Source organism: Pseudomonas sp. RC10, assembly GCF_038397775.1.
Taxonomy (GTDB): domain Bacteria; phylum Pseudomonadota; class Gammaproteobacteria; order Pseudomonadales; family Pseudomonadaceae; genus Aquipseudomonas; species Aquipseudomonas bambusae.
Window position 1 is genome coordinate 4,382,924 of sequence record NZ_CP151650.1, and the last position, 20,458, is coordinate 4,403,381.

Here is a 20,458-nt window from a genome sequence, read left to right on the forward strand (position 1 = left end):
TGACTGCGCGTTCTCTCGCCCCCTCCTACCCGATCGATCCATCACAGATGAATCGCCTTGCCCAGTGCCCGCAGGCACGCCTCCTGCAACGCCTCGCCCTGGGTCGGGTGCGCATGCACCGTCCCCGCCACATCCTCCAGCCGCGCACCGGTTTCGATCAACAGCGCGAACGCTGCCGACAATTCCGATGTGCCCGCGCCCACGCCTTGTAGACCCAGCAGCAGGTGGTTGTCCGCCCGCGCCACAACGCGGATGAAGCCGTCCTCGCGTTCGGTAGTCATGGCACGGCCATTGGCCTGAAACGGAAAACTGGCGTTGAGGATGTCGATCCCCTGCGCCACCGCTTCACCCGGCAACAGGCCCACCGTGACGATTTCCGGGTCGGTGAAACACACCGCCGGAATGCAGCGGCGGTCCCATTGTGTTTTGTGCCCGGCGGCGATTTCCGCCACCATTTCGCCTTGCGCCATGGCTCGGTGCGCCAGCATCGGCTCGCCGGTCACGTCACCGATGGCGTACACCCCGTTCATGGATGTGCGGCAGGTGTCGTCGATCTTGATGAACGGCCCATTCATGCCCAGCGACAGTTTTTCCAGGCCCCAGCCAGTGGTGCGCGGCGTGCGGCCCACGGTGACCAGAATCTTGTCAGCCTCCAGCGCCCGCTGGCCCGTGGGTGTGTCCACCAAAAGCCCGCCGCTCTCCGCCAATCCCACCGCTCTGGATTCGGTCAAGACCTCAACGCCCAGTGCCGCCAGGCGCGCGGCCACCGGCGCGGTCAGGTCCTTGTCGTACTGCGGCAGAATGCGCGCAGTGGCCTCGACCACCGTCACCTTTGCCCCCAACTTGGCGTAGGCCGTGCCCAGTTCCAGCCCGATGTAGCCGCCGCCCACCACCACCAGCCGCTTGGGAATCTCTGCCAGCGACAGCGCTTCGGTGGACGAAATGACCGGCCCGCCGAACGGCAGCGTCGGCACTTCCACGGGTGTCGAACCGCTGGCGATGACGATCATCTGCGCGGTGATCGAGTGCGTGCCGTCGGCGGATTCGACGCGCACGGTCTTGCCGTCGACGACCGTGGCGTGCCCCGTGATCACGCGCACCTTGGCTTTCTTTAACAGACCCGCCACCCCGCCGTTGAGGCGCGAAACGATCTGGTCTTTCCAGGCCAACGTCTTGGCGAAATCGATGGTGGGGGCCGAGGCCGAAATGCCCAGCGGCGCGTGGTCGGCGAAGGTCTGCAACCGATGAAACTCATCAGCCGCGTGGATCAGCGCCTTCGACGGAATGCAGCCGATGTTCAGGCAGGTGCCGCCCGGTTTGGCGGCTTCCACGATCACCGTGTCCACGCCCAGTTGCCCGGCGCGGATGGCGCATACGTAGCCGCCGGGGCCTGCGCCGATGACGAGCAATTTGCAGGAAATCTCACTCATGTCATTGCTCCACGAACATCAACGCAGGGGTTTCCAGCAGCGCCTTCAGACGCTGGATAAACACCGCCGCGTCCCAGCCGTCGATCACCCGGTGATCGAAGCTGCACGAGATGTTCATCATCTTGCGGGGCACGAACGCCGCGCCGTCCCAATGGGGCCGCACGGCCATTCGGTTGATGCCGATGATGGCCACCTCCGGACGGTTGATGATCGGCGTGGTGGACAACGCGCCCAGCGGACCCAGCGAGCTGATGGTGATGGTGGAGCCAGACAATTCTTCACGCGCTGCCGTGCCGGTCCGCGCCGCTTCTGCGACCCGCGCCACTTCATCCGCGGACTGCCAGAGGTTCAAGGTTTCGGCGTGCTGCACCACCGGGACCATGAGGCCGCTGGGGGTCTGTGTCGCAATGCCGATGTGCACCCCGGCGAACTGACGAATCACGTTGGCCTCGTCGTCGTAATGGGCGTTGAGGCCAGGCTGATCGCGCACGGCCAGGATCATCGCTTTCATCACGAACGGCAGCAGGGTCAGCTTGGTGCGCCCGCCTTGGCCGTTGAGTTTGCTGCGCAGGTCTTCCAGCGCCGTGACGTCGATTTCTTCGACGATGGTGATGTGGGCGATGGTGCGTTTGGCCAGTTGCATGCGCTCGGCGATCTTGCGCCGCAGGCCCATGACGCGGACCTCACTGACCGAGTTGTCCCGCGCCGGTTTGCCTGTTCCCTGAGCCACGCCACCGCCCGCGATCCACGCCTCCAGATCGTCATGGGTGATGCGTCCGGCACCGCCCGACCCGCGCACCTGGCGCAGATCGATTCCCGCGTCGCGGGCACGGCCGCGCACTGACGGGGACGCCAGCGGTTTCTCGCCTTCAGCCCGCAACGGCACCGGCGTGACGGAGGCGGGTGACGTTTCAAGTGTTGGGCTCACCGCCTGAGGTTTCACGGGCGATGCCGCCTGCGCGACAGCGTTCGTGGCCGGTTCGGTAACGGACGGTTCAGCGGCGCCAGGACTCGCTTGACTCGACTGCGCCACCGGCGTTCCAGCGCGAGCATTGCCCTCACCCTCAACCTCAAGGCGAATCAATTCCGCGCCGACCGCGATCAGCGCGCCCAACTCGCCACCAAGCCAGGTCACTTTGCCGCTCACCGGCGAAGGAATGTCCACCGTTGCCTTGTCAGTCATCACCGTGGCGAGGGTGTCGTCCTCCTTCACCCTGTCGCCCAGCGCGACTACCCACTCGACCAATTCCGCTTCGGCGATGCCCTCACCGATGTCGGGCATTCGAATCACGTGCGTACCCATGCTCAAGCCTCCATCGTTGCTGTCAGCGCCTCGGCCACACGGGCCGGGCCGGGGAAATAATTCCACTCATGCACATGAGGGTATGGCGTGTCCCAACCCGCCACGCGGCGGATCGGCGCTTCCAGGTGATAGAAGCACTCGCCCTGCACCAGTGCAGCCAGCTCCGCACCGAAACCGGAGGTCAGCGTGGCTTCGTGGACGATCACGCAGCGCCCGGTCTTGCGCACCGAGCGAGCGATGGTTTCCAGGTCCAGCGGGATCAGCGTGCGCAGGTCGATCACTTCGGCGTCCACCCCGGATTCCTCGGCGGCAGTCAGCGCGACATGCACCATCGTGCCGTAGGCCAGCACCGTGACGTCCTTGCCCTCGCGGCGCACAGCCGCCTGACCCAGCGGTACGATATAGCGACCGTCGGGCACTTCGCCCAGCTCATGGGATTTCCACGGCACCACCGGGCGGTCGTGATGGCCGTCGAACGGGCCGTTATACAGCCGCTTCGGCTCCAGAAAGATCACCGGGTCCGGGTCTTCCAGCGAGGCGAGCAACAGGCCCTTGGCGTCGTAGGGATTGGACGGCACCACGGTCTTGATCCCGGCCACGTGGGTGAACAGCGACTCGGGGCTCTGGCTGTGGGTCTGGGCGCCGTAGATGCCGCCGCCCGTGGGCATGCGCACCACCAGCGGACAGGTGAACTCCCCCGCCGAGCGGTAACGCAAACGCGCCGCTTCGGAGACGATCTGGTCATACGCCGGGTACATATAATCGGCGAACTGAATCTCCACGCACGGCTTCATGCCGTAGGCCGCCATGCCAATCGCCGCGCCCACGATCCCCAGCTCCGAGATCGGTGCGTCGAAACAGCGGGAGGCGCCGTATTTTTTCTGCAAGCCGGCAGTGCAGCGGAACACCCCGCCGAAATAGCCCACGTCCTGGCCGAACACCACGACATGGGGGTCTTTTTCCATCGCGACATCCATGGCATCGTGAATCGCTTCAATCATCGTCAGTCGAGCCATGACTCAATACCCCGCTTCATGACGTTGACGCAGCAGATGATCAGGCATCTCGGCGTACACGTCGTCGAACATTTCACTAGGGCTAGGTCGCTGCCCGCTGCGCAACGTGCCGATCGCCTCGGCTTCTTTCTGGGTCGCAATGACGTGGGCCATGATGCGTTCCTCGGCTTCGGCATGCCGTTCTTCGGACCAGACGCCGCGCACGATGAGGTGGTTTTTCAGGCGCGTCACCGGATCGCCCAGCGGCCAGGCGCTGCTTTCATCGCTGGGGCGATACGCTGAAGGATCGTCTGAGGTGGAGTGGCCGCCCGCCCGATAAGTGACGTATTCAATGAGGGTCGGGCCGAGGTTGCGACGGGCGCGTTCGGTGGCCCATTTCGCGACGGCGTACACCGCGAGGTAATCGTTGCCATCGACTCGCAACGCCGGAATGCCGAAGCCATGGCCGCGTTCGGCAAAGGTCACCGCGCCACCCCGGGCGATCCCCTGAAACGTAGAAATGGCCCACTGGTTATTGACGATGTTCAGCACCACTGGCGCCTTGTAGGTCGAGGCGAATACCAGCGCGGCGTGGAAGTCGCTTTCCGACGTGGAGCCGTCGCCGATCCAGGCCGCCGCGATCTTGCGGTCGTTCATGATCGCCGAGCCCATGGCCCAGCCCACCGCCTGAATGTATTGCGTGGCGAGGTTGCCGGAGATCGAGAAAAAACCATGCTCTTTCGACGAGTAGAACACCGGCAACTGCCGACCGCGCAGGGTATCAGCGTCGTTGGAATAGACTTGGCACATCATTGACTTCATCGGGTAGCCACCGGCGATCAACAGACCGGCCTGGCGGTACGTCGGGAAGTTCATGTCGCCTTTTTCGAGGGCAATGCGGAAGGCGCAGGAGATCGCCTCTTCACCGAGGTGCTGCATGTAGAACGAGGTTTTCTGTTGGCGCTGGGCCGAGAACATCCGGACGTCGTAGGCGCGCAGGGTCAGCATGTGTTCAAGCCCGGCGATCAGCGCCGCATCGTCCAGGCCGAGGTTGTCGGCCCAGGGTCCGACCGCCAGATGATCCTGATCCAGCACACGAATGATGCCAAACGCCAGGTCGCGCATGTGCTCAGCGTTTTCATCGACAGCGGGACGGCGCATGGCGCCAGCTTCGGGGATCGACACGCGGGAGAAGTCCGGCCGGTCGCCAGGGCGCAGCTCAGGCGCGGGCACCGCCAGACTCAGTGGGGGATACTCAACCATTGGGGCTTCCTCGAATTATTTTTATTGTCGTGGCAGCACTCGCTCACCCTTGGGATGAGCAGGGGTATTGTCCGAACAACAAAAGCCTATCGATGAATCGTCAAAATGAGCTTCCAAATGTTTCGTCGTTTTGTTAATCAGGCAGGAGATTCCTTCAATACCTTCCTGCGTTGTGAATGGATATTTCGAGATGGCCGAAAACAACAAAAAGATCGACCGCATCGACCGTGAAATTCTTCGAGCCCTGCAAAGGGACGGTCGCCTCAGCAACACCCAACTGGCCCAGGAAATAGGCCTGACCCCCGGCCCCTGCTGGCAGCGAACCCGCCGTCTGGAAACCCTCGGCTACATCACGGGCTACACCGCGGTGCTCGATCAGTCGCTGCTCGGGGCGGCGGAAACCGTGATCATTGAAATCACCCTTGAGCGCCATGACGACTCGGTCCTCGAAGCGTTCGGCAAAGCCATGGCGGACATGCCCGAAGTGCTGGAGGTCTACCTCACCACCGGGAACTATGACTACCTGATCAAAGTGGCCGTGGACGGCACGGCGGGCTACGAAGCGTTCTTGCGCAAGAAGCTTTACAAGGTGCCCGGCATCACCCATTCACGCTCCAGCTTCACATTGCGTTGTCTGAAACGCTCGCTGTCGGTTGTGCCCGATCACTGAGCGACACCCGTGCAAAAATGCAGACTCACAATGCAGAAAGGTGAGTTGAAACTAATAAAAATGCACTGCTAGCATCTCGGCAAGTCGCTCAGTCCCCCGCTCACAAGGTGAGGGACTGCCAGTAGCGTCACGCACGGAGAACAACAACAATGCGAGCCTTGCACCCACGTTTCACCGCCTGCCCTTCTGCCGCCCTCGCCAAGGGTTTCCTCGTCAGCGAATACCCTGCCTCGTGTAGCGATGCACACGGGTGTGAGCGCTCCGGGCACCGACGCTCATGACGCGCGCCCTCGTCTGATCCCCCGCCTTTTCTTTCTCCGTGAACGGCCCGCTTACCCGTGAGCGTGTGGCCGACATATCGAGGTGCCTTGATGGAATTCGACACACTGCCCCTGGACGCTCAGGCCCCCGTCACCGCCCAGGTGCGCAACCGGATTGGTCACCTGACGCTCAATCAGCCCGCGACGCTGAACGCCCTCACCCTGCCGATGATTCGCACCCTGCATCAACACCTGCAGGCTTGGGCGGACGACCCCGAGGTGCTCGCCGTCGTGCTTCGCGCCGAGGGCGAAAAAGCCTTCTGCGCCGGGGGTGACATTCGCTCGCTGTACAACAGTTTCCAGGCGGGCGACAGCTTGCACCGCGTGTTCTTCGAAGAGGAATACGCCCTCGATCACTGCCTCCACGTTTACCCAAAACCCACCGTGGCCTTGATGGACGGGCTGGTGTTGGGCGGCGGCATGGGGTTGGTGCAGGGCACCACGTTCCGGGTCATCACGGGCAGGGCGAAAATGGCGATGCCGGAGGTGGGGATCGGCTATTTTCCGGACGTGGGCGGCAGTTATTTTTTGTCGCGCCTGCCCGGCCAATTGGGCGTCTACCTCGGCGTCACCGGGGTTCAGGCCAGAGCGGCCGACGCGCTCTACGCAGGGCTCGCCGACGCGTGCCTGCCCCGCGAATCCCTGGAGGCATTTGACCAGCACCTCGACGCGCTTCAATGGGAAAACAACCCGGGGGAAACCCTGCGCATGCTGGTGACCTCCATGACCGCCAAGCTGCTGCCTGGCGCGGAACTCAAGGCCATGCGCCGCGTGATCGATGAGTATTTCGCGCTGCCGGACATCGCGTCGATTCGCGATGCCTTGTCGCGGGAAGACCGTCCGGCGTATCGGGACTGGGCCGAAGAAACGATCAAGGTACTCGACAGCCGCTCGCCGCTGGCCATGGCCGTCACGCTGGAGCTGATCCGCCGCGGCCGGAGCCTATCGTTGGCGCAGTGCTTCGCACTGGAACTGCACCTGGACCGTCAGTGGTTCGCCAAGGGCGACATCATGGAAGGCGTGCGCGCGCTGATCATCGACAAAGACAAAACCCCGCGTTGGAACCCTCCGAACATTGAGGCATTACCGCACGCACAGGTGCTGGCGTTCTTCGACGGCCACCCTGTGCACACACTCGATACCCTGGCCACGGTCTGACCGTCGTCCCCTGACAAGAGAGCCCCACGATGAACGACCACGACTTGACTGAAGAGCAGCGGATGATCCGCGACATGGCCCGCGAGTTCGCCCGCAACGAAATCGCGCCCCACGCACAGGCCTGGGAAAAGGCCGGCTGGATTGATGACGCCCTGGTCCGCAAGATGGGTGAGTTGGGCCTGCTCGGCATGATCGTGCCCGAAGAGCTGGGTGGCACGTACATCGACTACGTCGCCTATGCCCTTGCGGTGGAGGAAATCTCGGCGGGCGACGGCGCGGTGGGCGCGCTGATGAGCATTCACAATTCCGTGGGCTGCGGCCCGGTCTTGCGCTACGGCAGTGATGAGCAAAAACAACACTGGTTGCCGGTGTTGGCCAGCGGTGAGGCCATCGGCTGCTTCTGCCTGACCGAGCCCCAAGCCGGTTCCGAAGCCCACAACCTGCGGACCCGTGCCGAACTGCGGGATGGCCAGTGGGTGCTCAACGGCGCCAAGCAATTCGTCAGCAACGGCAAGCGTGCACAACTGGCGATTGTGTTCGCCGTCACCGATCCGGAGCTGGGCAAGAAGGGGCTGTCGGCCTTTCTGGTGCCCACCGACAACCCCGGTTTTGTCGTGGATCGCAGCGAACACAAGATGGGCATCAAGGCTTCGGACACCTGCGCCGTGACGCTCAACAACTGCGTGATTCCCGAAGCCAATTTGCTCGGCCCACGGGGCAAAGGGCTGGCCATCGCCCTCTCCAACCTCGAAGGCGGCCGCATCGGCATCGCCGCGCAGTCGTTGGGCATCGCCCGCGCCGCCTTCGAAGCGGCCGTCGCCTACGCCCGTGATCGTGTGCAGTTCGGCCAGCCGATCATCCAGCACCAAAGCATCGCCAACCTGCTCGCCGACATGCACACCCAACTCAACGCCGCCCGCCTGCTCATCCTGCACGCGGCACGGTTGAGAAGTGCTGGCGAGCCGTGTTTGACCGAAGCCTCCCAAGCCAAGCTGTTCGCGTCGGAGATGGCCGAGCGCGTGTGCTCCAAAGCCATTCAGATTCATGGAGGCTATGGCTACCTGGAAGACTATCCGGTGGAGAAGTACTACCGCGACGCGAGGATCACCCAGCTGTACGAAGGGACGAGTGAAGTGCAGCGGATGGTGATTGCCAATGCGTTGGAGCACTACGCGCTTTGACCGCAGGGCCTGCCGCCAAAAGGTCGAGGCAATCGAGATGTGGAGGCTGTACCTGCCCTTCGCGAATGAATTCGCTCCTACAGGAGTGAGTGTGGGCACGACGAAGATGTGCGCCCGACCTTACCGCACTGCACACAGACGGCAAGCTGTGCCGCTACAGAGGGAGCACGGCATTCACGATCTCGCGTCGTGCGAGAAACTTGTGGGAGCGAATTCATTCGCGAAAGAGCGTTCAGGCAACGGAGATGTGCAGGCGGCCCGCCCCTTCGCGAATGATTTGGCGCCCACTGGGCAAGCATGTCGGTGAGAGGGTCAGAACGCCCTCTCGATGGCCCGCCCGAGCAGATTCAGCCCCAGATCGATCTCGCTGTCGCTCACGGTCAAGGGCGGCGCAATACGGAACACCCCGCCCATGCCAGGCAATTGCACGATGTTCATGCTCAACCCCAGCTTCATGCATTCCCGGGTGATGGCAGCGCCGAGGTCGGAGGCCGGCAATTTGCTCGTGCGGTCGCTGACGATTTCCATGCCGAGCAACAGGCCCCGGCCGCGCACATCGCCTATGCAGTCGAAGCGTTCCTGCAAACGGCGCAGGCCTTTTTCCAGATAGGCGCCAGCCACTCTCGCCCTTTCGACCAGGCCGTCACGCTGTACCACTTCCAGCACTTTCAGGCCCACGGCAGCGGGGAGCGGATCGGAAACGTGGGTGGTGTAGAACAGGAAGCCGCGCTCGTGGCAGAGGTCTTCGATGGCGGGACTGGTGATGACCGCCGACAGCGGCAAGCCCGCCCCCAGGGTTTTCGACAGGGTGAGAATGTCCGGCACCACGCCGTCGCGCTCGAAGGCGTACATCAGGCCGGTGCGACCCACGCCGGTCTGTGCTTCGTCGAGGATCAGCAACATGCCGCGCTCTTCGCACTTGCGCTTGAGGGCGGCCAGGTAACCCAGCGGCAGGTCGATCAGGCCACCAGAGCTGAGGATCGGCTCGGCGATGAACGCGGCGAGGCTGCCGCTGGACTGGCGGTCGATCAGGTCGAAGCCGTAGTCGAGCTCGCCTTGCCAGTCGATCTCGCCATTCTTTTCGAAACGCGGTCGGTACGGGTACGGCGCCGGAATCGCCAGCGACCCCACGGCAGCCGGGCCGTAGCCCTGGCGACCGGCGCTGTAAGTCGCAGAAGCCGCGCCACCGGTCATGCCATGCCAGGATTGCGCGAAACCGACGATTTCATATTTACCGGTGGCCAGCTTGGCCATTTTGATCGCGGCTTCGTTCGCCTCGCCGCCGGTGCTGAGGAACATGCTGCGGGACAGGCTCGGGGGCAAAGTTTCGGACAGCGCGTGGGCCAGATCGACCACCGGACGGGTCAGCATGCCGCTGAACAGGTGGTCAAGGTTGCGGATGTGGTGTTGCACCACGTCGCAGATGTCCGGGTGGCCGTGGCCCAGCAGCGAGCTCATCTGCCCGGATGTGAAATCCAGAATCGGCTGTTGGTCGGCGTCGTAGACGAAGCTGCCTTGCGCCCGCTCGATGATCCGCGACTCGAATGTGCCGCCGTAGCGGATCAAATGCCGCTGCGCTTTTTGCCAGAACGCCGCTTCCTGATTCTTCGACATGCCGTTTCTCCACTGAAATCGGCAGGACGAAGCGCCTGCCGTTGCGATGGAGTGAGTCTAGAAAGTTCGGGGTATCAATAAAAACGAATAGTGCTTATGGCAGCCTTCAGCGGCGCTTATATCAGGCGTAGATGGGCATCAGGCCCGTGCAGCGGCGACCAGTCGGTTGACTTCGGCGCGCACCATGTTGGCGTACTCGGGAGGTGACATGGCGTCGAGTTCGGAACGCACCCACTCCGACCACTTGCCCTTGCGTTTGGCACGCTCGCCCATCAACCGGGCGGCTTCGCCTTTGGCCTTGCCCAGATTGCTCTGCCACAAGTCGAAAAGACGGGATTTTTCATCCTCGATTTCAGCGCGTTCGGCAAGGGTCTTGTTGGCCAGGTTAAAACTCATGACGGTTACCTCTGTGTTCAAAAACGGGAGCCGGACATTGGCTCAAAAAGCGTCAGCATCTTACACCCGCCACGGCCGATGCCCGATCACATTCGTCGCACTTTTTGCGCCGCGCCGGAAATACGCTGCAACTTTTCCCGACCCTCGCGACTCCATTGCTCACTGCCATCATCAACTGAAAGGAAATTTGCCATGGCTCGTAAAACTGCTGCCCAAAACGCCGCCGAACAGATCCAGGATCAAGCATTCAGCGAATTGGCGGCCCTTATTGAAGAGTCCGACAAACTGCTCAAGGACAGCGCGTCGCTGGTCGGCGAAGAGGCAGAAACCGTACGCGCTCAGCTGAGCCTGAAACTCAAACAGGCCGTGGATTCCCTCGGCAGCGTTCGTGACAAGACCAAGCCTGCCGTGCAAGCGACCGAGACCTACATCGGTGGCCACCCGTGGCAGACCGTTGCCGTGTCTGCCGGTTTCGGCCTGGTCGTCGGTTTGCTGCTCGGTCGTCGCTAAGCCGCTGTGCAGTTTCGTAGGACGTAGATCGGGAGGGCGTAGACATTCGCCCTCTTCGCAGACGCCAGATGGCTGGCGTCTGCGGTCAGCTCACCCCATGGGATTCACGGGCGCGTGTTGCAGGTCTCACTCCAACACTTCGACTTCCATGCCCACCTCAACAACACCCGGGCCGTCGTTGACCATGTTCTGCCCGAACCACACCTCACCTTCTTTCTCGCGATACGTCTTGAGCGTGCTCAGCGGCTCGCGGTCTTCGCTGCGCTCCCCAGTGGCAGGATCGATGGTGGTCAGGATGCAGCGCGAGCAGCCTTTAAGCAGACGGAATTCCAGGTCGCCGATGCGAATGCGCTTCCAGCCGTCTTCAGCAAAAGCCTCAGCGCCTTCAACGACAAGATTGGGACGAAAACGCAGCATTTCCTGCGGACGACCGATCTTGCTCGACAAGTCATCCAGGGACGCCTGACCGATCAGCAGCAGCGGGAAACCGTCGGCGAACCCGACCTTGTCATCGACCGTGCCATAGCCGGACGGCAGCCAGCGGGCGCGCTCCTTGGGAATGTGCACCATGCGTGTCGGCTTGCCGATGAAGTCGCTGACCCACCGCGCCGCTTCGTCCCCCGCATCGGGCACGCGCAAGGTGTCGCGCCAGACTGTGACGCCGCGCAAGCTGTCCTCGACGTTGTCCGGCAAGGCGACGTCCAGCGCCTGGACACCCGGCGCTGACAGGGTGACTCCGCCCGCCTCGTTCCACAGCACCGAAAGCTGCGACATGTGCGGCAGCGCACGTTGAGTCAAGAATCGCCCACTGGCTTCGTCCACCAGCATCCAGCGTCGGTCCCCCGTCAGCCCCAATTCGTCGAAACCGGCCTGCTGCAACGGCTCGGCCTTGCAGGATTTGAGGGGGTAACGGTACAGCGCGCTGAGGTGCAGCATAAACGCGTCCTTATGACTGGGCGGGAAAGGCCTCACTCTATACGAGCCATCGCCTGCGCGAACCCTACAGATGCAAAAAAGCCCCTCCATACAGCAAGGGGCTGGAAAAAGGTCGAGACGCCGTCAGTTGTCGAGCATCAGCCGCTCGCGCACGACGTCCACCAGCTTGTCCGGCTGGAATTTGGAGAGGAAGTTGTCGCAGCCGACCTTCTTGACCATCGACTCGTTGAAACTGCCCGACAGCGACGTGTGCAACACGACATACAGACCGCGCAGGCGCGGGTCGTTGCGGATTTCGGTAGTCAGCCGGTAGCCGTCCATTTCCGGCATTTCGGCGTCGGTGAACACCATCAGCAATTTGTCGGTCATGACCTCGCCGGTGTCCGCCCAGCCTTTGAGCATGTTCAGGGCCTTGAGACCGTCGCTGGCGACGTGCATCTTCACACCGAGCTGGCCGAGGGTATCGCGCAACTGGGAGAGCGCGACGTTGGAGTCGTCCACCAGCAAGACTTCACGACCGCGTGCCCGGGCAAGCACCGGGTCTTCGAGCTTGTCGCGGGAGACCTTGGCGTTGTACGGCACGATCTCCGCGAGCACTTTCTCGACGTCGATGATTTCGACCAACTGGTCGTCGACCTTGCTGATGGCGGTCAGGTAATGCTGTCGACCCGCGCTGCTCGGGGGAGGCAGGATGGCTTCCCAGTTCATGTTGACGATGCGATCCACGCCGCCCACCAGAAAGGCCTGAACGGAGCGGTTGTATTCGGTGACGATGATGGTGCTCGATGGCCCGGGCACCAGCGGACGCATGCCGATGGCCTGGGACAGGTCGATTACGGGCAGCGTCTGCCCACGCAGGTTCACCACGCCGCAGACGAAAGGATGGCGCTGCGGCATCAGGGTCAGCTTGGGCAGTTGCAGCACTTCCTGCACCTTGAACACGTTGATCGCGAACAGTTGCCGACCGGCGAGGCGGAACATGAGAATTTCCAGGCGGTTCTCACCCACCAGCTGTGTACGTTGGTCTACCGTGTCGAGAATGCCAGCCATTCAATTGCTCCTGGAGCAGGGTTCAAATAAGTCCGCCTACCTTTTATCGGCAGCACCGAAGCAGACCTTAATCTTCATGTAAATGCCTGCCGACTTCATTGATATCACATTAACATCATGTTTTACTCTCGGGTATCCAGTGCGCTCAAATACTGACAAATAGTGGCTTTATGCTGCCAACCAAGTTAGCGCCTCGCCCTGCATCTAGGGGTATTCCCTAACCGAGGTCAGGGCAAACCTGATATTCGCGGTATCTAATTGCCATTATTGTGACGCCATTCTCATTGAATGGAGTCGGTTACGTGGTTGCGCTTGTGGAATCTCTCGATCCCCCTGTCAATTCGGGGCTTGTGGACGTGACTGTCCTGAGCGTCGAATCGGCCCGTGCGCGCGACGCGGTCTCATCGGCGACAAAAAAATCAGAACATTCAGAAACGCCCTACAGACTTCTCATTGCCTTCAACATTAACTTTGCGCCACTCGCCCTGCGCGACCCTGGATCGCTATCCATGAAAAGTGGAGACTTCACATGCTGAATGGCAATGAATGGCAGCAACTGCACAGTGATTTCCTCAGTGATACCCCGCAGCTTCTGGGCCGCGCAGACGAATGTCTCAGTCATCTGGAGCTGATCAGCGACGACAGGGATGCCATTGAATGCCTTCTTGTCACCCTCCAACAGGTCGCCGGCAAAGCCGATAAGGCAGGCGTGTGCGGCGTCGGCAGCTTCGCCCGCCAACTTCGCTATCTGCTGTATTTCGCTGCGGCGTCGGGACGTTTGCTGCCCAAGGCGCTGGCGTCCTTGCGCCAATGCCTGGCGCTGTTGTCCTGGCAGGTTGAGCTGGTCGACCCTTTCACCGGCGTCCTGTTGCTCGATGAGGACGAGCAACAGGCGTTGCTGGAACAATTCGGCTGCTGCTGCGGCATTGAACAGCCCGAAAGCAGCCCTGCCGAGTCCCTGGAGTGGCCTGCCCCGTTACCCCTCAATCCCCCGGACGTCGCCAGCGTCGACCGCGCTGATCGCCCAGGCACACTCTGACCGCATCCGTCCGGCTTTCTGTGCGGCGGCGGCAACATGCCTGAAAACGACGAATTCACGCCCGAATGAGCCGATACTCGCCAAACACGAGAGCCATGCGCGTTTCCTGTTGCATCGCAACTTGTCGATGGGCAGGCTGAAAGTTGATGGGCGTTCTGCCGATAGACGATACAGCGCTGGCTAGCACCATCGTTCCAGAACTAAATCCTGACTAATCAGACAGTTGTCGGCGGCACGTTATTTACAGTTAACGCTTAATAAAACCGGCGATTAAGGTAAGATCGTCGCCCGCTAATGATGACGTTAATCGCATTACCCTTATTGAACGTCGAACACTGGTTTCCGTATGCACGTAGAAGGTAGGTCGGCGCACGTCGTCGCGCCTGCTCCCTGACAAGTGACCTGAAAGTGAATGTTCAGGTATCCGCAATCATTACTTGATGGCTTCATCCGCTATGCATGGCAGCAACAAGACTTTCAAGTTATGGCCTATGAGCCCGAACAAAGCGTGTGGATGGGTAGCGATATCAGGTCTGGTGATCATCGCGCTGAATACCCTCGTCTGGTGGGTTGACGGCAACGTGCCGTGGGCGCTGGTCAACGCCGCGACATTCCTGGGCTTCGGTTACGCCATGAGCCGCCCCAACCAGACCATCCAGTTTCAACCCCAGGAACTGGCCGACCATATGCTGCAAGTCCAGGAAACCGAACGCCATCGCTTGAGCCGCGAGTTGCACGACGACATCGGCCAGATGCTGACGGCGGCCAAGCTGCAAAGCGACTGGCTGCAGCGCCGGGCGACTGAAGACCTGCAGGCGCACTGCGTGATGCTCAAGAACATCCTCGATGAAACCCTGGCGAAAGTGCGGGACGTTTCGGCGATTCTCAACCCGCGGCAACTGGCGAGCCTGGGCCTGGAGGCCAGCTTGCGCGCGCATTTGTTGCGAACGCTGGCGGACACCCCTGTCCTCTGGAGCCTGGAATGCCAGCAGCGGCTGGCCGGTATTCCCGAGGAAATGGCGGTGGCGGCCTTTCGCATCACTCAGGAAGCCGTCACCAACATGCTGCGCCATGCTCAGGCGAAGAACCTGCTGATCCGCATCAAGCGCTGCCCCGACGGGCTATGTCTGAAAATCTCCGACGATGGCCAGGGGTTTTCACCTTCTCCCAACCCTGGCGAACAGGGCCAACGCGGCATGGCCGGCATGGCCGAGCGCGTGGCCTTGCTGGGGGGGCACCTCACCGTTAAAAGCGAACCCGGACACGGCACTGACATCGAGGCCCTGTTCCCTTGGGCACCCCGTGCCCGTGAACGCGCTGACATAAGTAAACATTGATGACCTGCACTCTTCTTCTGGTCGATGACCACGCCTTGATTCGCGCTGGCGTTCGGGCCTTGGTGTCCGACATTCCCGGCTATCAGGTCATTGGCGAAGCCGCCAGTGGCGAGCACTTGCTGGAACTGACCCTTGAACTCAAACCGGACATCATCCTGCTCGACATTTCCATGAAGGACAGCAACGGCCTCGACGCGCTGGAGCGTCTGCACCGTACCCTGCCCGAGAGCAAGGTGCTGATCCTGTCGATGCACACCGATCCGCACATGATCATGCGGGCACTGGAAGGTGGCGCCCATGGCTACCTGCTCAAGGATGCCACCGCGACGGAAATCGAACAGGCGCTGGATGCCCTGCGCAATGGCGAACGCTACCTGAGCCCGGCCATCGCCCATACGGTCATCAACCAGGCTTTGGTCAGTGCCCAGTCCAGCAAAGCCGAACCCGCGGACAACCACAACCTCACCGCTCGACAGCTGGAAATCCTGCGCCTCATCGTGCGCGGAAAGTCCACACGGGAAATCGCGTCGGGGCTGAATCTCAGCGTGAAGACCGTTGAAACCCACCGCTCGCAGATCATGAAACGGCTACAGATCTACGACGTGGCGGGCCTGGTGCTGTTTTGCGTGCGAGAGCACATCATCAGCCTGGATGATTGAAAGAACGAATCTCGCAGCCACTTGTGGGAGCGAATTCATCGCCAAGGCTCGATCGGTCAGAAGACCTCTAGGTGGAGCCTGATCCGCCTTCGCGAATAAATTCGCTCCCACCGTTGAGCTCGCGTGTACCCGAAGCTGCGTGGCGCCGCCGAATGCCTGAGCTGCTCCCCATCAGCCCCAGCTTTTCGCGGCGCCGCGCGATCCCTGTGGGAGCGAATTTATTCGCGAAGGTGGCTCAGGCGATGCCGATTGCACTGACCACTCACTCGATCCGCTTCACCCCGCCCAGCAGCGGCGAATGCGCTGGCAGGTGAATATGCAGGGCGCCGGGGCGTGCTTCGAAACGCAGGTTTTCCCCGCGCAGCGGTTCGCCGTCCAGGTTGATGTCCAGCCCCTGCGCCGACTTCAGTTCCACCCACGGCAGCCGTGCCCGAACGAACAGGTTGTCGATGCCGAGCCCGCCTTCCAGCAGGCTTTTGAGGGTGCCGACCACTTCCTGCGGCGCAGGGAGAATGCTGATGTCCAGCAGGCCATCATCCGCCAGCGCATGGGGGCACAAAGGATGACCGCCGCCCGCTTGCCGGCCGTTGCCGATTCCAAGCGCGAGCAGATCACCGCGCCAGTGGAAGTCAGGGCCGTTCAATTCGCCATAGGCCGCTTTCAATTCGCTGAAGCGCGACAAGCCGGTAAACAGATAGGCCGCGCCGCCCAGCACTTTTTTCAGGTCTTCGGAGGTGTTGGCCGTCACTTGGCTGCCGAAGCCGCCCGTCGCCATGTTGAGAAACAGCTGACCGTCCACCGAACCCATGTCCACCTTGCGCGCGGGCACGTCCAGCAGGTCCAGTGCCCGCTCGATTTCCAGCGGCACGCCCGCCGAGCGGGCAAAATCGTTGGCGGTGCCCAGTGGCAGAATCGTCAGATGGGCGTCGCTGTGGGCCAATGCCAGTGCTTCGGCCACATCCCTTAACGTGCCGTCACCGCCGCCTGCGATGATCTCGCGGTGCCCGGCATCCAGTGCTTCGGTCACCAGACGCTGTGCATCACCGCCCTCCCAAGTCACTCGCACGTCCAGTTCCCATCCATGCTTGCGCTTGCGTTGCACGGCCTGGCGAACGTCCTCGTTGAGCGCCTGTTTGCCGTGAAGAATCAATAGTGCTCTGCGCTCCGTCATAAACCTTCCCTCTGTGCGTGCATTTCGTTGCGTGAGATGTTGACCTCAAGCCTGTCGGAAAAAGCCGTGTTGTAAAAAAAATTTTGCCCGCACCCGGAAAGGGCCAAAACCCCGCCGTCATTGGACTCCATGCTGCCTCCCCTCTCACACGATGCGGATCCAAGACGCGCTTTTGGCCGATCCGAAGGCCTCATTGCCATGACACAGGATGTTTCATGGGCTTTACTCTGGTCAGGCACTCGTTTGAGGGATTTACCGATCCGCATTTGGGAGTAGTCCTACGCCACTTTGAGAATCAATGGGATTTTTTCTCATCGGCGGGATTGAAATGCAGATCGAGAGAGCGCCTAATCGACAAAATATTGGCTAATTTGGAATTATCGGTTCGAAAAGTCAGTATCTTGACTTTTATGGGTGGGACCGGTCAGATAAGCCAGTCATGGATTCACGGATTGAAGATGTGAGGACGTCTTATGCGACTGCAACCGGTCGACAGCCTTCTGCTGACACGCACAAGCCTGATCGAGTATTTCCTGTTCGCTGTCAGGTTGGTACACGGGGTCACATCCGTTCTGCCCGGCATCCTGATTTTTACCTTCTGGAAGACCGATACGCCCACACCACCGGAAAGTTACGTGATGGTGCAGGTGTTCTTCGGCGTCGTCTGCGTGCTGATGTTCCAGGCGCTGGGGGTGTATTCCGAGATCATCTTCAGCAACCGGTCACGTTTCAAAATGATCCTGTTCGTCTGGTCCTCCGCGTTCTGTGTGCTGCTGTTCATGCACAAGGCCATGGACCTGTTCGTCTACATCACCCAAGAGCAACTGATGGTCTGGTTCTTCGCCAGCCTGGTGATGTTCTGCGCCGAACGGTTGCTGCTGCTGATCATCTACAAACGTCTGATGGCCCGTGGGTTCTTCCTGCAAAGCGCCGTGATTCTCGGCGCGACAGAAAACGGTCAGCGACTCGCCGAGTACATGCTGCAAAACCAGGACATTCGTTCGGGTGTATTGGGGTTCATCGACGACCGCATCGGTCGCCTGCCCAAGACCATGGCTAATCTCCCGCTCTTGGGGAATACCCGCGACCTGGAAACCCTGATCCGCGAAGAGAAAGTCACGCAAGTGCTGGTGGCCCTGCCTTGGTCCGCCGAAAACCGCATGGACTACATCATTCGTGAATTGCGTCGCCTGCCGGTGAATGTGTTGCTGGTGCCCGACATGGTCGCGTTCCGTCACGCCCACAACCGCATCACCGAAGTCGCCAGCCTGCCGATGTTCAACGCCTCGGACGTACCGTTGCGCGGCTGGTCGCCCCTGTTCAAACGCATCGAAGACATGGTGCTGTCGAGCGTGGCGATTCTGCTGCTGTCGCCGGTCATGGCCGCCGTTGCCCTCGCCATCAAGCTGAACTCCCGTGGTCCCGTGTTGTTCTGGCAGAAACGCTACGGTTACAACAACCGCCTGATCACGGTGTGCAAATTCCGCTCGATGTACACCCATCAGGCCGACGCCACCGCCGAGCAACAGACCGTCAAGGGCGACGCCAGGGTCACCCGTGTCGGGCGCTTCATCCGCAAGACCAGCCTGGATGAGTTACCGCAATTGTTCAACGTGTTCGCGGGCAGCATGTCCATGGTGGGGCCGCGCCCACATGCCACGGCCACCAAGGCCGCGGGCATTTTGTTCGAGCAAGCTGTCAAGGAGTACACCTCGCGTCATCGAGTCAAACCGGGCATCACCGGGCTGGCGCAGATCAACGGTTTTCGTGGTGAGACAGATACTGTGGAGAAGATCGAAAAGCGAGTCGAATTCGATCTTGAATACATCGAAAACTGGTCCGTCTGGTTCGATTTATACATCCTTCTGCGCACTGTTCCGGCAGTGCTTTTCTCTCGCGAGGCTTACTGATGGGCACCCTGATTCCCTGCATTATCGCCGGCGGTGCCGGCACCCGTTTGTGGCCAGTCTCCCGTGAGGCGATGCCCAAACCCTTCATGCGTTTGCCCGACGGCGAAAGCCTGTTGCAAAAGACCTTCAACCGCGCCAGCAATTTGCCCGGCGTGCAGAGCTTACTGACCGTCACCAATCGGGAAGTCTATTTCCGTACCGTCGACGATTATCGGCTGCTGAACGACCATAAGCTGCACCTGGATTTTCTCCTGGAGCCGTTCGGTCGCAACACCGCACCGGCCATCGCAGCGGCGGCATTGCATGTGCAGGAATTGCACGGCGATGACGCGCAGCTGTTGATTCTGCCAGCCGACCAATTGATCACCGACATCGCTGCGTTCACCACCGCTGTGCAGGACGCGCAAAAACTGGCGGACGACGGCTGGTTGGTGACATTCGGGCTGATTCCGACCCGTGCAGAGACCGGCTACGGTTACATCGAAAAAGGCCAGGCGCTGAACGACAAGGGCTACCAAGTGGCCCGGTTCGTGGAAAAACCTGACGCCAGCACCGCTCAGGAGTACCTCAAAGGTGGCTTACACCTGTGGAACGCCGGAATGTTCTGCCTGCGGATCGACGTGCTGCTGCGTGAACTGGAAACCCACGCGCCCGACGTGCTCGCAGCTGTGCGCCACTGCCTGACGCAATGCAAAAGCAAGGAAGGCAGCAACGAACTGCAAATGGAGCTGGACGCTGCGACGTTCGCTCAGGTGCCGGACATTTCCATCGACTACGCCTTGCTGGAGCGTTCGCAAAAAGTTGCGGTGGTGCCCTGCGAACTGGGCTGGAGCGACATTGGTTCCTGGCAGGCGATTCGCGAGCTGGTGCCCGCCGATGTCAACGGCAACCAGTACAACGGACAGGTGGTGCTGCACGACGTGACCAACTGCTACATCGACTCGAAGAAACGTCTTGTCGGCGCCGTGGGCCTGGACAACCTGATCATCATCGACACCCCTGACGCCCTGCTGATTGCCGATGCCGAGCGCACTCAAGAGGTCAAGCTGATCGCTCAGGAGCTCAAGCGCCAGGGCCATCCAGCGTATCTGCTGCACAACACCGTGACCCGCCCGTGGGGCACGTACACGGTGCTGGAGGAAGGCAAACGCTTCAAGATCAAACGCATCGTGGTCAAGCCGCAAGGGTCGCTGTCGCTGCAAATGCACCACCACCGCAGCGAACACTGGATCGTGGTCAGCGGCATGGCGCGGGTCACCAACAATGATCGCGAATTCATGCTCGACACCAACGAATCGACCTTCATCAAGCCGGGCCACACCCACCGGCTGGTCAATCCGGGGGTCATCGACCTGGTGATGATCGAGGTGCAGAGCGGCGAGTACCTCGGTGAAGACGACATCGTGCGTTTCACCGACATTTATGGCCGGGTGCCAGACGCTGCAAAAGTCTGACCCTCGCGACCACCCGACACTGGCCGCGCCCGTCGCGGCCCTTACCCTCAACGAGACCAGAC

18 protein-coding genes are annotated in these 20,458 nt (G+C 61.2%); 9 read left to right on the forward strand and 9 right to left on the reverse strand.

Annotated elements, in window-relative coordinates; all coding sequences use genetic code 11:
* Positions 1-41: 41 nt before the first annotated feature.
* The 4 genes from lpdA to AAEO81_RS20110 are packed head-to-tail and all read right to left on the reverse strand — an operon-like array spanning position 42 to position 4,991.
* A complete protein-coding gene (gene lpdA, locus AAEO81_RS20095) occupies positions 42-1,430 on the reverse strand; it encodes a dihydrolipoyl dehydrogenase (RefSeq protein ID WP_341958711.1) in 1,389 nt (462 codons plus the stop codon).
* A gap of 1 nt (position 1,431) precedes the next feature.
* Positions 1,432-2,733, reverse strand: coding sequence for a dihydrolipoamide acetyltransferase family protein (locus AAEO81_RS20100; protein ID WP_341958712.1), 1,302 nt, complete (start codon positions 2,731-2,733; stop codon positions 1,432-1,434).
* Between the two features lie 2 nt (positions 2,734-2,735).
* A complete protein-coding gene (locus tag AAEO81_RS20105; RefSeq protein WP_341958713.1) occupies positions 2,736-3,749 on the reverse strand; it encodes an alpha-ketoacid dehydrogenase subunit beta in 1,014 nt (337 codons plus the stop codon).
* Between the two features lie 3 nt (positions 3,750-3,752).
* Positions 3,753-4,991, reverse strand: a complete 1,239-nt coding sequence (locus AAEO81_RS20110) for a thiamine pyrophosphate-dependent enzyme (protein ID WP_341958714.1) — start codon at positions 4,989-4,991, stop codon at positions 3,753-3,755.
* A 190-nt stretch (positions 4,992-5,181) separates the two neighbouring features.
* Here AAEO81_RS20110 and AAEO81_RS20115 point away from each other — a divergent pair, with 190 nt between their 5' ends.
* The 3 genes from AAEO81_RS20115 (at position 5,182) to AAEO81_RS20125 (ending at position 8,320) form a co-directional block, all read left to right on the forward strand.
* On the forward strand, positions 5,182-5,661 hold the full coding sequence (locus AAEO81_RS20115; RefSeq protein WP_166598255.1) for an Lrp/AsnC family transcriptional regulator: 480 nt from the start codon (positions 5,182-5,184) through the stop codon (positions 5,659-5,661).
* 371 nt (positions 5,662-6,032) lie between these two features.
* Entirely contained in the window at positions 6,033-7,139 is a 1,107-nt protein-coding gene (locus AAEO81_RS20120) for an enoyl-CoA hydratase/isomerase family protein (protein ID WP_341958715.1), read from the forward strand.
* Positions 7,140-7,168: 29 nt separating this feature from the next.
* Positions 7,169-8,320: an acyl-CoA dehydrogenase family protein gene (locus AAEO81_RS20125; protein ID WP_341958716.1), complete on the forward strand. Its 1,152-nt coding sequence runs from the start codon at positions 7,169-7,171 to the stop codon at positions 8,318-8,320.
* Positions 8,321-8,632: 312 nt separating this feature from the next.
* Here AAEO81_RS20125 and AAEO81_RS20130 read toward each other — a convergent pair whose 3' ends face one another.
* Positions 8,633-9,934, reverse strand: a complete 1,302-nt coding sequence (locus AAEO81_RS20130; RefSeq protein ID WP_341958717.1) for an aspartate aminotransferase family protein — start codon at positions 9,932-9,934, stop codon at positions 8,633-8,635.
* Between the two features lie 138 nt (positions 9,935-10,072).
* On the reverse strand, positions 10,073-10,330 hold the full coding sequence (locus AAEO81_RS20135) for a hypothetical protein (RefSeq protein WP_341958718.1): 258 nt from the start codon (positions 10,328-10,330) through the stop codon (positions 10,073-10,075).
* A gap of 192 nt (positions 10,331-10,522) precedes the next feature.
* Between AAEO81_RS20135 and AAEO81_RS20140 the strand changes: the two genes are divergently transcribed.
* Positions 10,523-10,840, forward strand: a complete 318-nt coding sequence (locus tag AAEO81_RS20140) for a DUF883 family protein (protein WP_166598242.1) — start codon at positions 10,523-10,525, stop codon at positions 10,838-10,840.
* A 126-nt stretch (positions 10,841-10,966) separates the two neighbouring features.
* Here AAEO81_RS20140 and AAEO81_RS20145 read toward each other — a convergent pair whose 3' ends face one another.
* Positions 10,967-11,776 carry an MOSC domain-containing protein gene (locus tag AAEO81_RS20145; RefSeq protein ID WP_341958719.1) on the reverse strand — a complete coding sequence of 270 codons (810 nt, stop codon included), beginning with the start codon at positions 11,774-11,776 and terminating at the stop codon, positions 10,967-10,969.
* Positions 11,777-11,899: 123 nt separating this feature from the next.
* Positions 11,900-12,826 (reverse strand): chemotaxis protein CheV, encoded by a 927-nt coding sequence (locus tag AAEO81_RS20150; RefSeq protein WP_166598240.1) that lies wholly within the window; start codon positions 12,824-12,826, stop codon positions 11,900-11,902.
* Between the two features lie 529 nt (positions 12,827-13,355).
* On the opposite strand from AAEO81_RS20150, the gene AAEO81_RS20155 reads away from it, so the two are divergent.
* The 3 genes from AAEO81_RS20155 to AAEO81_RS20165 all read left to right on the forward strand — a co-directional run bounded on the left by AAEO81_RS20155 (position 13,356) and on the right by AAEO81_RS20165 (position 15,861).
* Positions 13,356-13,865: a hypothetical protein gene (locus AAEO81_RS20155; protein WP_341958720.1), complete on the forward strand. Its 510-nt coding sequence runs from the start codon at positions 13,356-13,358 to the stop codon at positions 13,863-13,865.
* 455 nt (positions 13,866-14,320) lie between these two features.
* The gene (locus AAEO81_RS20160) at positions 14,321-15,202 is read left to right on the forward strand and encodes a sensor histidine kinase (RefSeq protein ID WP_341964576.1); all 882 of its coding nucleotides are present in this window, start codon (positions 14,321-14,323) and stop codon (positions 15,200-15,202) included.
* Entirely contained in the window at positions 15,202-15,861 is a 660-nt protein-coding gene (locus AAEO81_RS20165) for a response regulator transcription factor (protein ID WP_166598239.1), read from the forward strand. The genes AAEO81_RS20160 and AAEO81_RS20165 overlap by 1 nt, the downstream gene beginning before the upstream one ends.
* Before the next feature lie 262 nt (positions 15,862-16,123).
* On the opposite strand, the gene yegS is transcribed toward AAEO81_RS20165, so the two are convergent.
* A complete protein-coding gene (gene yegS / locus AAEO81_RS20170) occupies positions 16,124-17,032 on the reverse strand; it encodes a lipid kinase YegS (RefSeq protein WP_341958721.1) in 909 nt (302 codons plus the stop codon).
* A gap of 473 nt (positions 17,033-17,505) precedes the next feature.
* On the opposite strand from yegS, the gene AAEO81_RS20175 reads away from it, so the two are divergent.
* Both AAEO81_RS20175 and AAEO81_RS20180 read left to right on the forward strand, forming a co-directional pair.
* Positions 17,506-18,942: an undecaprenyl-phosphate glucose phosphotransferase gene (locus tag AAEO81_RS20175; RefSeq protein ID WP_166598237.1), complete on the forward strand. Its 1,437-nt coding sequence runs from the start codon at positions 17,506-17,508 to the stop codon at positions 18,940-18,942.
* Positions 18,942-20,396: a mannose-1-phosphate guanylyltransferase/mannose-6-phosphate isomerase gene (locus AAEO81_RS20180; protein WP_341958722.1), complete on the forward strand. Its 1,455-nt coding sequence runs from the start codon at positions 18,942-18,944 to the stop codon at positions 20,394-20,396. Before AAEO81_RS20175 ends, AAEO81_RS20180 begins: the two co-directional genes overlap by 1 nt.
* Positions 20,397-20,458: the final 62 nt, after the last annotated feature.

Coding starts and splice junctions, on each gene's coding strand:
- lpdA (WP_341958711.1), bottom strand. CDS start 1,430: ATGAGTGAGATTTCCTGCAAATTGCTCGTCATCGGCGCAGGCCCCGGC.
- AAEO81_RS20100 (WP_341958712.1), bottom strand. CDS start 2,733: ATGGGTACGCACGTGATTCGAATGCCCGACATCGGTGAGGGCATCGCC.
- AAEO81_RS20105 (WP_341958713.1), bottom strand. CDS start 3,749: ATGGCTCGACTGACGATGATTGAAGCGATTCACGATGCCATGGATGTC.
- AAEO81_RS20110 (WP_341958714.1), bottom strand. CDS start 4,991: ATGGTTGAGTATCCCCCACTGAGTCTGGCGGTGCCCGCGCCTGAGCTG.
- AAEO81_RS20115 (WP_166598255.1), top strand. CDS start 5,182: ATGGCCGAAAACAACAAAAAGATCGACCGCATCGACCGTGAAATTCTT.
- AAEO81_RS20120 (WP_341958715.1), top strand. CDS start 6,033: ATGGAATTCGACACACTGCCCCTGGACGCTCAGGCCCCCGTCACCGCC.
- AAEO81_RS20125 (WP_341958716.1), top strand. CDS start 7,169: ATGAACGACCACGACTTGACTGAAGAGCAGCGGATGATCCGCGACATG.
- AAEO81_RS20130 (WP_341958717.1), bottom strand. CDS start 9,934: ATGTCGAAGAATCAGGAAGCGGCGTTCTGGCAAAAAGCGCAGCGGCAT.
- AAEO81_RS20135 (WP_341958718.1), bottom strand. CDS start 10,330: ATGAGTTTTAACCTGGCCAACAAGACCCTTGCCGAACGCGCTGAAATC.
- AAEO81_RS20140 (WP_166598242.1), top strand. CDS start 10,523: ATGGCTCGTAAAACTGCTGCCCAAAACGCCGCCGAACAGATCCAGGAT.
- AAEO81_RS20145 (WP_341958719.1), bottom strand. CDS start 11,776: ATGCTGCACCTCAGCGCGCTGTACCGTTACCCCCTCAAATCCTGCAAG.
- AAEO81_RS20150 (WP_166598240.1), bottom strand. CDS start 12,826: ATGGCTGGCATTCTCGACACGGTAGACCAACGTACACAGCTGGTGGGT.
- AAEO81_RS20155 (WP_341958720.1), top strand. CDS start 13,356: ATGCTGAATGGCAATGAATGGCAGCAACTGCACAGTGATTTCCTCAGT.
- AAEO81_RS20160 (WP_341964576.1), top strand. CDS start 14,321: ATGCATGGCAGCAACAAGACTTTCAAGTTATGGCCTATGAGCCCGAAC.
- AAEO81_RS20165 (WP_166598239.1), top strand. CDS start 15,202: ATGACCTGCACTCTTCTTCTGGTCGATGACCACGCCTTGATTCGCGCT.
- yegS (WP_341958721.1), bottom strand. CDS start 17,032: ATGACGGAGCGCAGAGCACTATTGATTCTTCACGGCAAACAGGCGCTC.
- AAEO81_RS20175 (WP_166598237.1), top strand. CDS start 17,506: ATGCGACTGCAACCGGTCGACAGCCTTCTGCTGACACGCACAAGCCTG.
- AAEO81_RS20180 (WP_341958722.1), top strand. CDS start 18,942: ATGGGCACCCTGATTCCCTGCATTATCGCCGGCGGTGCCGGCACCCGT.